Consider the following 14923-nt stretch of genomic DNA (forward strand, 5'->3'; position numbering starts at 1 on the left):
AGGCGTTCGCGCGCAAATCCCACAGGAATAATTGGCCCGAAACAAACGTAGGAGCGGCTTTAGCCGCGAAGCGCCGCGCGGGCGGCGCTCGATCTGTGCACCACCTCAAATACCAAGGCATGCACCTGGATGCCTTAACTGACCGGCACCAGGGTAATCCCCACAGGCGCCCCCGGGCTATCTCAGCTCAGCACCCGGAACCCATGGGTCCCATCCCGTTCCAGCTGAGCAATCAAGCCGAACTCCCAATCCAGATACCCCTGCATCGCCTCACGCGGGTTATCCGTCCCTTCATAAGGCCGGCGATAACGGTCTGTACGCGCCACGGCCAGGCGCGTTTCGCCGCTCTCCAGCGCCTGGCCCGCAGCAATCCAGCGCGCCGTACCACCCTCCAGCACATACACCGGGGTTTGCGTCAGTGCCTGCAGGTCAACGGCAGCAAAACGCGCCAGCAAGCTGCTGCCACAGGTCATCACATAGCGCTCGGCAACCGGGAGCTTTTCCAGCACTTGCGGCAATTGCGCTCGAATACCCCAGTACGCACCAGGAATATGCCGTTTCACATAGTTGGCACTGCTGGTGAAGTCCAGCACCACCGTACCCGGCGCCTGCAGCCAGGTCGCCAGTTGTTCGACACCGATCTCGGTCACTGCCGGCAACGCCGGCTGCGGCGCCTGCCACTCGCCGGTCTCACTGAAGTCGGCCGCCGACAAGCCGTCCAGCACCGCCACCTGCCAGCCCATCTGTGCCAGCCATGAGGCGCTCATGTTGGCCCGCACGCCGTCGTCATCCACCAGCACAATGCGCGCCCCACGTACACTGGCGACATGGTCGGTTTCCTGCACCAGCTGCCCGCCCGGCACACTGCGGCTGGCCGGCAGATGGCCCTTGGCAAACTCCTCCGGTGTGCGCACGTCGAACAGGTAGGTGGTGCGCTGCGCATCGGCCTGCCAGGCCCTGAGGCCCTCATGCGTCAGGCGCGCCACGCCAGCGCGGTCGGCCACACTGCGCGCACGCACCGCGGCCTCTGCACGGTTGCTGTCGGTGACCTCGGCAAAGCGGCGCTGCTGGCCGTGGGCCAGGGTTTGCCCGGCCAGGGTCCAGCCAATGGTGCCATTGCGCAGGGCCGCTACCGGGTTGGGGATGCCGGCATTGACCAGCGACTGGGTGCCGATAATGCTGCGGGTACGCCCGGCGCAGTTGACGATCACCTGGGTGGCAGGGCTGGGCGCCAGCTCGGCAACCCTAAGCACCAGCTCGGCACCCGGCACGCTGATGCCGCCCGGGATACTCATGGTCTGGTACTCATCGAAGCGGCGGGCGTCCAGCACCACCACATCGGCCTTGGCATCCAGCAGCGCCTGCACCTGCTCGGCCGCCAGCGACGGGGTGTGGCGTACGCTTTCGACCAGTTCGCCAAAGGCCTTGCTGGGTACGTTGACGTCACGGAACAGCTCACCGCCGGCAGCGCGCCAGGCGCCCAGGCCACCGTCCAGCAGCGCAACATCGGTGTAGCCCAGTGCGAGCAGCCGTTCACCGGCCTGGGCCGCAAGGCCTTCGCCGTCGTCATACAGGGTGATGGCGGTGTCGCGGCGGGGTACGCGGGCGAATACCTCCAGTTCCAGCTTGGAAAGCGCGATGTTGGCGGCGAACAGTGGGTGTTCCTGGGCGAATGGGTCTTCCTCGCGTACATCGATCAGTGCCAGTTCTTCATGGGCCAGCAAGGCCCGGCGAATATCGTGGTAGGAGCGGGTGGCAATGGTGCTCATGGGGCAAGGTTCTCTTTGGACAGGTCCCAGATGTTGGGCAGAAGGCTGTTGGAATAGCCGGAAATGAACGGTTTTTCAGTGCCGTCGGGCAGGTACACCGCGCGGCTGACGGCGCCGATGTTGGCGCCATACACATGAATGCTGATCGATACCCGGTCGTCGAAGGCATTGCTGACCTGGTGGATATCGCCGATGCGTGGCGAAACCGCCTCCACATGGCCAGGCTCGATGCGCACTGGCGCGCCTGCCGGCAGCAACGCACCGTGTTCACTGCGGGCAAAGCCTTGAGAATATTCGGCGCCGCGCAACATGCCGATCAGCCCCCACACCCGGTGGTCGTGGATGGGGGTCTGCTGGCCAGGCCCCCAGACGAAACTGACAATGGAAAAGCGCTGGCGTGAATCGCAGTGCAGCAGGTATTGCTGGTAACGGGCCGGGTCCGGCTGCGCCAGTGCCTCGGGCAACCAGTCGTCATGCGCGACCAGGCTGCGCAGCAGGCCCTGGCCTTGGTCGAGGAGGGTGGCTTCGTCGGTTTCCCGGTCCAGCAGTTGCGAAAGCGCGTCGATGAAGTGGCGCAGGCGCTCGAAGCGTAGGGGGTGGGTCATGGTTCAGGCTCGGCTGACGGTTTGGTTAAACCCTAGCAAACGCACTGAATATTCTCAAAAGTAAAAATATGAATAAGCTAATATGCAAATATTGCATTTAATCGCAGGGCATTAGGTTATGCCCAAAACGAATTTCACGGCGTTGCTATTTATAGATAGCTTATAAGCATTGCGCTGGTTATATTCAAAGCGAATATGTAAGCCCTTTGACCACCCCACGAGACCGCACGCGCGGATCGGCCTTAAGTACCCCGACGGTACCTGGAGACGAACGTGCGATACCTCAAGCAATTGGCTGCCGGTGTGCTGGCCAGCTCTCTCAGCCTGGCGGCTGCCGCGCAAACCCTGGTGGTTGGCGACCAGAGCTTCAATGCCCGCGCCGTGATGGAAGCGGCCGGCGTGCTCGATAACCTGCCGTATACCCTGGAATGGAAGCAGTTCACCGCCGGCTCGCCGGTGGCCGAGGCGCTGAATGTGGGCAGCCTGGACGTCGGCCTGCTGGGCGACGCGCCGCCGTTGTTTCTCGGTGCCTTGGGCGCGCCGATCAAGGTGATTGCGGTAAGCCGGCAGAACCTCGATGGCGTGGCCATCCTGGCGCGCAAGGACTCGAACATTCACAGCCTCGAAGACCTGCGTGGCAAGCGCGCGGCGATCTGGAAGGGCTCCTGGAGCCAGCAGTTGCTGTTCACCGCGCTGGACAAGGCCGCCGTGCCGCGTGACGCCCTGGAGCTGCGCTACCTCAGCGCCCTGGACGCCTCGCATGCGCTGGATGGCGGCTCGGTGGACGTGATTGCCACCTGGGAGCCGTATGTCACCCAGCAGCAGCGCCAAGGGGCGCGCGTGCTGGCCACGGCCGAAGGGCTGATCCCGGCGCAGAGTTTTGTGGTGGCCAATGCCAAGGCGGTGGAGGCCAAGCGCGCGCAAATCAGTGATTTTCTTCAGCGCCTGAAAAAGGCCCGTGACTGGACCCTGAGCGACCCCGCGCATACCGAGGCCTACGCCGATGCCTGGGCCAAGCGCACCCGCGCTGACCGCGACATTGCCCGTGTCTGGTTTGCCCGCGCGCGTACCGATGTGGCGCCACTGAACCCGCAGGTGATCGTGGACGCGCAGAAGACCGTGGACTTCTTTGCCGGGCTGGGGCTGATCAAGGCCTACCCGGCGGCGAGCCTGTTCGATACCTCGTTCGCGGCGGCGTTCGAGCACTGAGTTTTCCTGTACCGGCCTCTTCGCGGGTAAACCCGCTCCTACAACGATCGCAATGGTTTCAAGATCCCTTGTAGGAGCGGGTTTACCCGCGAAGAGGCCGGCACAGGCACCATCATTCCAGAGGAGCTTCCATGCCCACCCGCAAGATCAAACTCGGCGCCCTGACCATGGGCTGCGGCGGCCCCGGCCGGCACAACCTGTGGCTCGACCCGGAGCTGCCCGCCGACGCCAGCGTCAACATCGACTGGTACATCGACATCGCTCGCCAGGCCGAGGCGGCGCTGTTCGACCTGATGTTCATCGTCGACAGCCAGTACATCACCCCCGGCTCGCCCTCCCATTACCTCAACCGCCTGGAGCCGCTGACCCTGCTTTCGGCGCTGGCAGTGACCACGCGCCGCATCGGCCTGGTCGGTACCCTGACCACTTCTTACAACGAACCGTTCAACGTCGCCCGCCGCCTGGCCTCGCTGGACCTGATCAGCAAGGGCCGCGCCGGCTGGAACGTGGTCACCAGTGGCGATGCCGGTACCGCCGGCAACTACGGCCGTGACGAGCATTACGACTACGACACCCGCTATGCCCGCGCCCAGGAGCACGTGGCCGTGGTGCAGGGCCTGTGGCGTTCCTATGAAGACGGGGCCTTCCCGCGCAACCGGGCCACCGGGCAGTTTCTCGACCCAAGCCGGATGCATGCGCTGAACCACAAGGGCGAGCATTTCTCGGTGGTGGGGCCGCTGAATATCCAGCGCTCACCCCAGGGCCAGCCAGTAATCTTCCAGGCCGGTGATTCGCAACAAGGGCGCGAGCTGGGGGCGGCCACGGCGGACGTGATCTTCACCCACGCCGCCAGCATCGAACAGGGCCAGGCGTTCTACCGCGACGTGAAAAACCGCGCCGCGCGGCTGGGGCGTGACCCTGAGCAATTGCTGGTATTGCCCGGGGCCGAAATCTACGTCGGTGACACGGACCAACATGCCCGCGAGATCGAGCGCCATTACCACCTGCAGGACCACAGTTTCGAATTGGCGCTCAAGGAATTCGGGCGCAATTTCGGCTGGCACGACTTCAGCCAGTACGACCTCGACGCACCGTTCCCGCAAGAAAGCCTGGAGCATGCGCGCAGCAGCTTCTTCACCAACGCCAAACGTATCGCCGACCAGGCGCGGCAGCAGGGCTTGAGCCTGCGCCAGGCCGTGGAGTTCGGGCGCCAGCTGCGGCCGGGGGCCTTCGTCGGCTCGGCAGCAACGGTTGCGGCCAAAATGGCCGAGTGGTTCGAGGCGCGAGCGCTGGATGGCTTTAACATCTACATCGGCCACCCAGGGCAGTTCCGCCGCTTTACCCAGGAGGTGGTGCCGTTGCTGCAGGAGCGCGGGTTGTACCGCACCGCCTACGAGGGCAGCACCCTGCGCGCAAGCCTGGGCCTGGCGATTCAGTGAATGCTCGAGGCCAGTTCGAAGATCGGCATGTACATGAGGATCACGATCAGGCCGATCAGCAGGCCAATGAACGTCATCAGCAGCGGTTCGAACAGCTTCACGAACCATTCCACCCAGCGGCCGATTTCCTGGTCATGGAAGTCGGCGCAGCGTTCCAGCATTTCACCCAGGTTGCCGGACTGTTCGCCGGCCCGCAGCAGGCGCAGCGACACCGGCGTGACCAGGTGCCCGGCTTCCAGGGCATCGGACAGCGGCAGCCCTTCGCCCACTCGCTGGCTGGCCTGTTGCAGGCCTTCGGCCGCCGCACTGCCGAGCAGGCCGTGGGCCATGCCCATGGCGGTGAGGATGGGAATGCCACCTTGCAGCAGAATGCCCAGCGAGCGGTAGAAGCGTGCCAGCTCGTACATCATCAGGCGCTGGTGCAGCGCTGGCAGGCGCCGCAGCTGGCAGGATGCCCAGTGCCGCACCCGCGGGTGCCGGCGCAGCAGCCACAGGGCCGTGACCCCACCGACAGTGCCCAGGGCCAGTGGCAGTTGCTGGGCATGCAGGAACAGGCCGATCTGCATCAGTACCCGTGACAGCCAGGGCAATTCGGTGCCCATGCCCTCGAACACCTGGCTGAAGCGCGGCACCACATAACCGAGCAGGAACAGTACCACGCCGCCGCCCACCAGCAGGAGCAGCAACGGGTAGACCGAGGCCCCCACCAATTTCTGCCGTACCAGGTCCAGGCGCTGGCGGTAACTGATGTAGCGGGCCAGGGCGTCGCCCAGCGCGCCGGTGCGTTCGCTGGATTGCACCAGTGCCACGTACAGCGGCGGGAATACCCGTGGCTGTTGGCCCAGGGCCAGGGACAGCGAGCGGCCTTCGTACAACTGGCGTACCAGGTCGGCCAGCACTTTGCGGGTTGCCGCCGCAGGTGCCTTTTCTGCCAGGCTCTCCAGCGCGTCGATCAGCGGCAGGCCGGCATTGAGCAGGGTCGACAGTTCCTGGCTGAACAGCACCAGGTCGAAGGCGGCCTCGCGGCGCCACGCCATGCCGCGCAGGGCGCCGCCTTGGCCACGCAGGCTGAGCACGCGCAAGCCTTGCTCCTCGGCCTGGCGGCGGGCCTGGTCGGCGTCCTCGGCGTCAATCTGCAACTGCACCACGCCCTGTCTGCCCAGGGCCTTGAGGCTGTAGCGCATGGCCGCTCTCCTTACTGCCAGCTGGTGATTTCGGCGTTTTCCCCGTCGCCACCCGGCTGGCCGTCCTTGCCCATCGACAGCAGGTCGTATTCACCGCCGTTCTCGCCGGGTTGCCGGTAGATGTACGGGCGCCCCCACGGGTCTTGCGGCACGGCCTTCTGCAGGTACGGGCCAGTCCAGCGCGCTTCGCCGCTGGGGGCGACCACCAGCGCCTGCAGGCCTTGCTCACTGTTGGGGTAGTGGCCGACCTCCAGGCGGTACAGGTCCAGGGCCTTGCTCAGCCCTTCTATCTGTGCTCGCGCCACCTTGGCCTCGGAGCGGCCGAGCTGGCTGAAGTACTTGGGTGCGACGATGCCGGCCAACAGGCCGAGCACCACCAGTACCACCAGGAGTTCAAGCAGGGTGAAGCCACGTTGCGGGTTGGTTCTGCGCTGCATGGTGAAGCCCTCCACTGCATGGGGACAAGCGTTGACAGGCCACCATGCAACAGCCGTGCACGTCTGCCTCGGGGCCTTGCGCCATGCGGTACAGGAAGCGGCACAGTGCTTGCGTCGTGGTCATTGTCCTCGGGTTTTCCGGGGCATTTCCCCCACATCGGGGGCCACGACAAAGAGGCGACCGACATGCGTGGACTCATCCTCGGTTTGATCTGGCTGGTGGCAGGTGCTGCCCAGGCTGATGTGTACATTTCCATCGATGCCAAGGGCGGCTACGTACTGACCAACGTCCATCGACCCGGACGCCACTACGAAAAGGTGATCAACGAGCCGTTGGCCCAGGCAGGCCCGGCCAATGCGCAGATGATCACCGGCCGGCCCTATGCGCAGGTGGTTGCCACTGCGGCGAAGATCCACAACGTTCCCCCGGCGCTGTTGCATGCGCTGATCAAGGCCGAGTCTGGCTACAACCCCAAGGCCCGTTCGCGAGCGGGGGCGGTGGGCTTGATGCAGTTGATGCCGGATACCGCCCGCGAGATGGGCGTGGAAGACCGCCTGGACCCGGAAGACAACGTGCAGGGCGGGGCACGCTACCTCAAGCGCATGCTCACTTTGTTCGACAACGACATCACCCTGGCTGTGGCGGCTTACAATGCCGGCCCCGATGCTGTAATGCGACGTGGCGCGGTGCCGCCATTTGCCGAGACCCGGCGCTATGTACCTACTGTGCTGCGGGAATACCGCAAGTTGCAGGGGTTGGCGGATGATTCGCCTTTGTAACTGCCATCCACCGCGTTGGATTCTTCGCGGGTAAACCCGCTCCTACAACGATCGCGTGCATTGGAGGAACGGCAGGATTACCCTTCGGCGGATGCCATCAATTTAACACTACTGCTTCCCCAACTCTGGGCTATAACCTTCAAAGGTGCCCAGATGTGGAGTCCGCCATGGACGTCGCCCCCCGTTCCGACGCCGTAGAAGTGCCAGCCGGTAACGAGGTGGCGGCCCCGCGCAAGCCGTTCAACCTGCTGCGCTGGTATGCCTGGGTCAGCCTGGCCATCATCCTCTCGGTGGCCACCGGGCTGGGGCTGATTTCCAGCCGTTTCATCATCGACGAAAGCGTCGAGCGCGACGCCTTGCTCACCGCGCAGTTCATCACCGCCATTGCTGACGCCGAAGTGCGCCATGTGTCGATCCCCAATGTACGTACCATGGGCGAGCTGCTCGACCCGCGCACCGACCGCGCCAATTTACCCGACGTGGACCCGGATGCCCGGCGCAAGGCGCGCGGCGAGTTTCTTGACCACATTGCCCACCTGCCGGACATGCTGCTGGCCAACATCTATGCCCCGGATCGCACGGTGATCTGGTCCAGCAACCCGGCACTGGTTGGCAAACTGATCGAAGGCGATGATGACCTGGACCGGGCCTTCGACTACAAGATGCGGGTCTCGGCCAGCTACCACGACTTCGAACAGGCACGCGCCGAACAGAAGTTCGTCACCCCGCCCGAGCAGCTGTTCATCGAAAACTACATTCCGCTGTTCGACGCCGATGGCGAGCAGGTCACGGCGATGGTTGAAATCTATAAAGAACCCCACGACCTGATCGTGCGTATCGAGCATGGCCTGATCCTGATCTGGCTGGCGATCACCGTCGGGGCCGGGCTGGTCTACGTCGGCTTGTACGGCATCATGCACCGTGCCGCACGGCTGCTGGCAGTACAGCAGAAGCGCCTGATCAACAGTGAAACCTATGTGGCGCTGGGTGAGGTGTCTTCGGCGGTGGCCCACAGCCTGCGCAACCCGCTGGCCAGTATCCGCTCCAGTGCCGAGTTGGCACAGGCATTCGACGAAGGCTCGGCGCAGCGCAATATCAACGACATCATCAGCCAGGTCGACCGCATGTCGCAGTGGATTCGGCAGATGCTGCAATCACTGCGCCCTCTCAACGATGAGGCGGTGGCCGTGGACTTGTCGCAGGCGCTGCAGGAAAGCCTGCAAACCTTCGCTGTACCGCTGGCGCGCGGCGGGGTCACCCTAGACCTGCAGCCGTTACCGGCAGTGCAGGTGCTGGGGCACCCGGCGTTACTGCGGCAGATATTCAGCAGCCTGATCGCCAACGCCCTGGAATCAATGGAGCAGGGAGGGCAATTGCGCGTGGAAGTCGTACGCCAGGACAGGCGCAACCTGACCTTGCGGCTGTCCGACAACGGCAAGGGCATGAACGAAGAGCAGCAACGCATGGCGTTCCGGCCCTTTTTCACCACCAAACAGGGTGGGCTGGGCGTGGGGCTGGTCTTGGTCAAACGCATCATGGAACGCTTTGGGGGTTCGGCCAGGCTTAGCAGCAGCGAGGGCCATGGCACCCGGGTGTCGTTGAACTTCCGCTTGGCGAAATCGTCTTAGATTGAATTAACTAAGTTGTATAACTATCTGAATTTAAACGGTTTTACATATTATGGGTGAGAAATACCCAATGATGGGGAATTGAGCCCGAAGTGCATTTACCTGAAACATGCAAGTAGCTGAAAAATAACTATTAAAGTTTTTGCACGTAAACTGGCTGAGTTTTTGCAGCGTGCTGTGCACAGCGTGATACGCGAAAAATGGCAGCTGCGGCTGCGCAGGTGGAATCCATATCAATATGCCGCTTTTCGTCATGTTGATGTATTTCTGAACGGACGCCCTGGGCGGGAACCACGCAATGCAGATGCTGGATAACGAAGTTCCCGACAAGGCAGGCGCGAACGCCAACGGTCTGGCCATACCGCTGCGGGAGTTCAACCTGCTGCGCTGGTTTTCGCTGATCAGCCTGCTGATCATCGCCTCGGTGGCGGGCGGGCTTGGTTATGTGTCGACGCGCTTTGTGGTGCGGGACAGCGTCGAGCGCGATGCCATGCTAACCGCCCAGTTCATCCAGGCCATGGCCCAGGCGGAAGTACGCCATTCACAGTTGCCTCCAGGCACCACCATGGGTGAGTTGCTCGACCCGCGCCTGGACCAGCAGCACCTGCAGTTCACCCCGGCGCTGGCCGAGTCGACCCGGGTCGAGTTCCTCGACCATGTGGAGCACCTGCCCGATAGCCTGCTGTCCAACGTCTACGCCCGAGACCGGACGATCGTCTGGTCCACTAACCCGGAGCTTATCGGCAAGCGTATCGAGGCCGATGGCGATCTCGATCGGGCCTTCCGCTCGCGCAAGGCGGTATCGGCCAGCTACCACCAGGCCGAAGACGACCGCGAAGAGCAGAAATTTTTGCGTGAGCCCAGGTACCTGTTCATCGAGAACTACATTCCGCTGTACGACAGCCAAGGCGAGCAGGTCATGGCCATGGTCGAGATCTACAAGGAACCGCAGGACCTGGTGCGGCGTATCCAGCGCGGTTATGTGCTGATCTGGGCATCGACCTTGGTGGGCGGCGCGCTGATCTATTTCGGCCTGTTCTGGATCGTGCGTCGGGCAGCGTTGATGCTGCGCCTGCAGCAGGACCGGTTGGTGGCCAGTGAAACCTACGTTGCGCTGGGTGAAATGTCATCGGCGGTGGCCCACAGCCTGCGCAACCCGCTGGCCAACATCCGCTCCAGCGCGGAACTGGCCCAGGAAATCGCCAACCCGATGGCGCAGAAGAACATCACCGACATCATCAGCCAGGTCGACCGCATGTCGCGCTGGGTACGCGACCTGCTGGTGTCATTGCGCCCAGCCAGCGACGAGGCCGAGGCGGTGGACCTGGTTGCGGCCATCGAGGATACCCACCTGGCTTTCATCCAGCAGATCGAGCGCAGCGGTGTGCGCTTCCATTTCGAAGGGCCTGATGTGCAGTGGGTGGCCAGCCAGCCGCTGCAGCTCACGCAAATTCTCAACAGCCTGTTCTCCAATGCCCTGGAGGCCATGCCAAATGGCGGCATGCTGACTGCGCAGGTCAATGTACAGGAAGGCCAGCGCGCCGAGTTAGTACTTACCGATACCGGCAAAGGCATGAGTCAACAGCAGGAGCGGATGGTGTTCAAGCCGTTCTTCACGACCAAGCAGGGCGGCCTCGGTGTAGGCCTGGCCCTGGTCAAACGCATCATGGAACGTTTTGGCGGCTCGGTCAGTTTGAGCAGCCGCGAAGAGGAAGGAACCCGCGTCAGTCTTACATTCAATATCGCAGCGGGAGGGGACCATGGAGCATAGCATCCTGGTAGTGGAGGACGATGAAATCCTCGCCGACAACATTCGCACCTACCTCAGCCTCAAGGGCTTTGAGGTGACCGTGTGCCACAGCGCGGAGTTGGCGCTGGAGCAGGTCAAGCGGGCCCAGCCCGACGCGGTGCTGACCGACAACTCGCTGCCTGGCATGAGCGGGCATGACCTGCTGCGTACCTTGGTGGCGCAGGCGCCGGAGTTGAAAGTGATCATGATGACCGGCTACGGCAATGTCGAAGATGCCGTACAGGCGATGAAGGAGGGCGCCTTCCATTACCTGACCAAGCCGGTGGTGCTGGCAGAGCTGAAGCTGACGTTGGACAAGGCCCTGGCTGCCGAGCGCATGGAGCGCACGCTGTCGTTCTACCAGGAGCGCGAGGCGCAGAAGTCTGGGTTGCAGGCCCTGATCGGCGAGTCACCGGCCATGCTTACCCTCAAGCACACCTTGCGCCAGGTGCTGGATGCCGAGCGGCGCATGGCCAGCGAAGACTTGCCGCCGGTGTTGGTAGAAGGCGAAACCGGTACCGGTAAGGAACTGGTGGCCAGAGCGTTGCATTTTGATGGTTCCCGTAGCAAAGGGCCGTTCATCGAGTTCAACTGTGCGTCGATCCCTGCCAACCTGCTGGAGGCCGAGTTGTTCGGCCACGAGAAGGGCGCGTTCACCGATGCCAAGGACCGCCGGGTGGGTTTGGTGGAGGCTGCCGACGGCGGCACGCTGTTCCTCGACGAGATCGGCGAAATGGACCTGATACTGCAGGCCAAACTGCTCAAATTGCTGGAAGACCGCAGCATCCGCCGGATTGGCGCGGTGAAAGAGCGTAAGGTCGACCTACGGGTGATCAGCGCCACCAACTGCAACCTTGAGCAGATGGTGCAGCAGGGCAAGTTCCGCCGCGACCTGTTCTTCCGTTTGCGCATCATTGCCGTGAAGGTGCCGCGCCTGTATGCGCGCGGGCAAGACGTGTTGCTGCTGGCCCGGCACTTCCTGGCCCACCACGGTCGGCGCTATGGCAAGCCGAACCTGCGCTTTTCTGCCGAGGCGGAAAGCCTGTTGCTTGGTTATAGCTGGCCAGGCAACGTCCGCGAGTTGCGCAACATGCTGGAGCAGACGGTGTTGCTGGCGCCGAATGAGGTGGTGCAGGCGCATCAATTGAACCTGTGCATGACCCTGATCGACGAGCCGCTGGTGCAGCAGCCGGCGCCGGCCATGTTCGAAATGCCGCGACACGAACCGGAGCCGGGGACCAGCCTGCCAGACATGGAGCGTGACCTGGTGTGCAAGACCCTGGACCGCACCGACTGGAACGTGACCAAGTCGGCGAGGATGCTTGGGCTGTCGCGGGACATGCTGCGTTACCGGATCGAGAAGTTGGGGCTGACCCGGCCTGACAAGCGCCAGTGGTAAGGCCGGCAAGATACTGCTTTTTGTAGGAGCGGCCTTGTGTCGCGATCGGGCTGCGCAGCAGCCCCGGCACTCTCTCCAGCAAGGCTGAAATTTTGGGGCCGCTATGCGGCCCTATCGCGACACAAGGCCGCTCCTACAAGGGTAGCGTGCTCAGGGATTGCCGGTGCTGGTGCCGCTATCACCCTGCTGCCCAGTCGTCCCGTCCGACCCACTGCCATCCATCCCCGGCAAATCGCGGTTGTCATTCTGCTTTGCCGGCGGGCTTTCCGGGTCATTGCCCTGAATGCGCGGGTCAGTGTCCCGTGGCATGGGCTTTTCGATCGGGTTCAGAGTGCTGTCCACGCCCGGCCTGGGCGCCGGGTTGTGCGGGTCGTCGGGGTAGGTCGGGCCGGTGCCGGCCGCCAAGGCCAGCGGCGCGGCGAGCAGGGTAATCAACAGGATGCTTGAGCGGGGCATGGCAGGCTCCTTTGCTTCGGGTAGGGTTCATACTTCCCTTCGGCCCTACCCGGATATTCAAGGTGCCATGACCCCGATCAACGGTCACACCACCGTCGACAGCAACATGATGAAGATGATGCCGACCACCGAGAGGATGGTCTCCATCATGCTCCAGGTCTTGAAGGTTTCCGCCACGGTCATGTTGAAGTACTGTTTCACCAGCCAGAAACCGGCGTCGTTCACATGGGACAGGATCAGCGAGCCGGCACCGGTAGCCAGTACCAGCAGCTCACGGTTCACCCCCGGCACCAGGTCGATCACCGGCGCGACAATACCTGCGCCGGTAATGGTGGCGACAGTAGCGGAACCGGTGGCGATGCGGATTACCGCTGCCACCAGCCAGGCCAGCATGATCGGGGAGATCTCTGCCTGCACGGCCATTTGCCCGATCACGTTGCCGACGCCAGTGTCCACCAGCATTTGCTTGAAACCGCCGCCAGCGCCCACGATCAGCACGATGGCCGCAGTCGGCGCCAGGCTCTGGTCGAGCATTTTCATGATCTGCTGGCGGTTGAAACCACGGGCCGAGCCGAAGGTGTAGAAGGCCAGCAGCAGGGCGGCGAGAAGGGCGGTGATGGGGTGGCCGATCAGGTCCATCCATTGGCGCACGATGTGCTCGGCGGGCAGCACCACGTCAGCGAATGTCTTCAACAGCATCAGCGCCACCGGCAGCAGCACGGTGACCAGGGTGACGGTGAAGCTCGGCAGGTTGCCCTGGTCGGACTCCTTGGCGATCTGGTCCATCAGTTCCTGGGACGGGTTGCCCGGGATGTAGCGCGAAATGAAGTTACCGAACAGCGGGCCTGCGATGATCGCGGTGGGCAGCGCCACGATCAGGCCATAGAAGATGGTCTTGCCGATGTCGGCATGGAAGATGCCGATCGCCAGCAACGGCCCCGGATGCGGCGGCACCAAGCCGTGCACCACCGACAGGCCGGCCAGCAGCGGGATGCCGATCTTGACCAGCGACACGCCGGAGCGCCGGGCAACGATGAACACCAGCGGGATCAGCAACACGAAGCCGATCTCGAAGAACAGCGGGATGCCCACCAGGAAGGCGGCGAACATCATCGCCCAGTGCACGTTCTTCTTGCCGAAGGCGCGAATGAGGGTTTGTGCGATCTGGTCGGCACCGCCGGAGTCGGCCATCAGCTTGCCGAGCATGGTGCCCAGGGCGAGCACGATGCCGACGAAGCCCAATACGCCGCCAAAACCGTCCTGGAACGATTTCATGACCTTGGCCACCGGCATGCCGGAGGTCAGGCCAAGGAAGCCGGCCGCGATGGTCAGGGCAACGAAGGGGTGCACTTTGAAGTGGGTGATCAGCAGGATCAGCCCGACGATGGTAACCAGCGCGTCGAGCAGCAGAAAGGTATCAGTAGCCAGTCCGAACATGGTTTGAAGGCCTCGGTCTTATCGTTGTTTTGGGCGTAGCTTTTTGCAACTTTGCCCACGGTCACGGGGCGAGGTAGCGCTGTCTTGGGTGAGCCGGGAAAACCGCCGGGTCAGGCGGTTTGTGCCAGGCCCTGCTCACCGCAGCGCTTTAGCCAGCGGTCCACCGCTTCGGCCAGTGCTTCGATGGGCTGGGTGGCGTCCAGCGCTAGCGTCAGTGGCTCGCCGCGTGGCGATTCCAGGGCAGCGAACTGGCTGTCAATGAGGCTGGCTGGCATGAAGTGGCCGGGGCGGGCCAACACGCGCTTTTCGGCCTCGGCGGGCGTCAGTTCGAGGAACACGAACACCAGGCCGGGCATGGCATCGCGCAAGGTGTCGCGGTAGCGGCGCTTGAGTGCCGAGCAGGTCAGGATCGGGCGCTCCCCAGCCTGGGTGGTGGTTTGCAGCTCCTCACCAAGGCGTACCAGCCAGCCGGCGCGGTCACTGTCGTCAAGGGGGATGCCAGCGCTCATCTTGCGGATGTTTTCGGCAGGGTGAAAAGCGTCGCCTTCGATCAGGCGGCCACCACTTCTGGCAGCAATGGCGGCGCCGATGCAGCTTTTGCCGCAACCGGCCACGCCCATCACCACGATGGCGGACAGGGGAGAATTCATCAGTACCTCCTGCGGGGTGAGATAGCGCTGTCTCGTCGTCGACGAACAGCCACCTCCCCGGTGTTATTGGTCTTGTCCTTACGCAGTATGGACGCTTGGTGGCGAGCACGTTGTGGCTGCTACCAAAGATTACATTGCCTG

Annotated in this window: 13 protein-coding genes; 6 read left to right on the plus strand and 7 right to left on the minus strand. The window is 63.3% G+C overall.

All coding sequences use genetic code 11. From position 1 onward, the window contains the following. Positions 1 to 182: 182 nt before the first annotated feature. Positions 183 to 1769 carry a rhodanese-related sulfurtransferase gene (locus ACIP1G_RS26045; RefSeq protein WP_400742191.1) on the minus strand — a complete coding sequence of 529 codons (1587 nt, stop codon included), beginning with the start codon at positions 1767 to 1769 and terminating at the stop codon, positions 183 to 185. Further along, positions 1766 to 2374, minus strand: a complete 609-nt coding sequence (locus ACIP1G_RS26050; RefSeq protein ID WP_400742194.1) for a cysteine dioxygenase — start codon at positions 2372 to 2374, stop codon at positions 1766 to 1768. The genes ACIP1G_RS26045 and ACIP1G_RS26050 overlap by 4 nt, the downstream gene beginning before the upstream one ends. Before the next feature lie 273 nt (positions 2375 to 2647). On the opposite strand from ACIP1G_RS26050, the gene ACIP1G_RS26055 reads away from it, so the two are divergent. Beyond that, on the plus strand, positions 2648 to 3583 hold the full coding sequence (locus ACIP1G_RS26055) for an ABC transporter substrate-binding protein (protein ID WP_400742195.1): 936 nt from the start codon (positions 2648 to 2650) through the stop codon (positions 3581 to 3583). A 131-nt stretch (positions 3584 to 3714) separates the two neighbouring features. Beyond that, positions 3715 to 5022, plus strand: a complete 1308-nt coding sequence (locus tag ACIP1G_RS26060; protein ID WP_400742198.1) for an LLM class flavin-dependent oxidoreductase — start codon at positions 3715 to 3717, stop codon at positions 5020 to 5022. Here the strand turns inward: ACIP1G_RS26060 and ACIP1G_RS26065 are convergent. Continuing rightward, positions 5016 to 6206: a type II secretion system F family protein gene (locus ACIP1G_RS26065; protein ID WP_400742201.1), complete on the minus strand. Its 1191-nt coding sequence runs from the start codon at positions 6204 to 6206 to the stop codon at positions 5016 to 5018. The genes ACIP1G_RS26060 and ACIP1G_RS26065 overlap by 7 nt on opposite strands. Positions 6207 to 6217: 11 nt before the next feature. Continuing rightward, a complete protein-coding gene (gene gspG, locus ACIP1G_RS26070) occupies positions 6218 to 6643 on the minus strand; it encodes a type II secretion system major pseudopilin GspG (RefSeq protein ID WP_003253843.1) in 426 nt (141 codons plus the stop codon). 186 nt (positions 6644 to 6829) lie between these two features. Between gspG and ACIP1G_RS26075 the strand changes: the two genes are divergently transcribed. The 4 genes from ACIP1G_RS26075 to ACIP1G_RS26090 all read left to right on the plus strand — a co-directional run bounded on the left by ACIP1G_RS26075 (position 6830) and on the right by ACIP1G_RS26090 (position 12239). Further along, entirely contained in the window at positions 6830 to 7423 is a 594-nt protein-coding gene (locus ACIP1G_RS26075; protein ID WP_400742204.1) for a lytic transglycosylase domain-containing protein, read from the plus strand. 167 nt (positions 7424 to 7590) lie between these two features. Further along, on the plus strand, positions 7591 to 9051 hold the full coding sequence (locus tag ACIP1G_RS26080) for a sensor histidine kinase (protein ID WP_400742207.1): 1461 nt from the start codon (positions 7591 to 7593) through the stop codon (positions 9049 to 9051). Positions 9052 to 9349: 298 nt separating this feature from the next. Next, positions 9350 to 10822: a sensor histidine kinase gene (locus tag ACIP1G_RS26085; RefSeq protein WP_400742210.1), complete on the plus strand. Its 1473-nt coding sequence runs from the start codon at positions 9350 to 9352 to the stop codon at positions 10820 to 10822. Continuing rightward, a complete protein-coding gene (locus ACIP1G_RS26090; protein ID WP_400742212.1) occupies positions 10812 to 12239 on the plus strand; it encodes a sigma-54-dependent transcriptional regulator in 1428 nt (475 codons plus the stop codon). Before ACIP1G_RS26085 ends, ACIP1G_RS26090 begins: the two co-directional genes overlap by 11 nt. Positions 12240 to 12389: 150 nt before the next feature. Here the strand turns inward: ACIP1G_RS26090 and ACIP1G_RS26095 are convergent, their stop codons facing one another. From ACIP1G_RS26095 to ACIP1G_RS26105, 3 genes are all read right to left on the minus strand, one after another. Then, the gene (locus tag ACIP1G_RS26095; RefSeq protein ID WP_400742214.1) at positions 12390 to 12695 is read right to left on the minus strand and encodes a hypothetical protein; all 306 of its coding nucleotides are present in this window, start codon (positions 12693 to 12695) and stop codon (positions 12390 to 12392) included. An 84-nt stretch (positions 12696 to 12779) separates the two neighbouring features. Continuing rightward, the gene (locus ACIP1G_RS26100) at positions 12780 to 14132 is read right to left on the minus strand and encodes a GntP family permease (protein WP_400742216.1); all 1353 of its coding nucleotides are present in this window, start codon (positions 14130 to 14132) and stop codon (positions 12780 to 12782) included. A gap of 110 nt (positions 14133 to 14242) precedes the next feature. Next, a complete protein-coding gene (locus tag ACIP1G_RS26105) occupies positions 14243 to 14782 on the minus strand; it encodes a gluconokinase (protein ID WP_400742218.1) in 540 nt (179 codons plus the stop codon). Positions 14783 to 14923: the final 141 nt, after the last annotated feature.

Source organism: Pseudomonas sp. NPDC089392 (genome assembly GCF_044749595.1).
In the GTDB taxonomy this organism is placed as follows: Bacteria; Pseudomonadota; Gammaproteobacteria; order Pseudomonadales; family Pseudomonadaceae; genus Aquipseudomonas.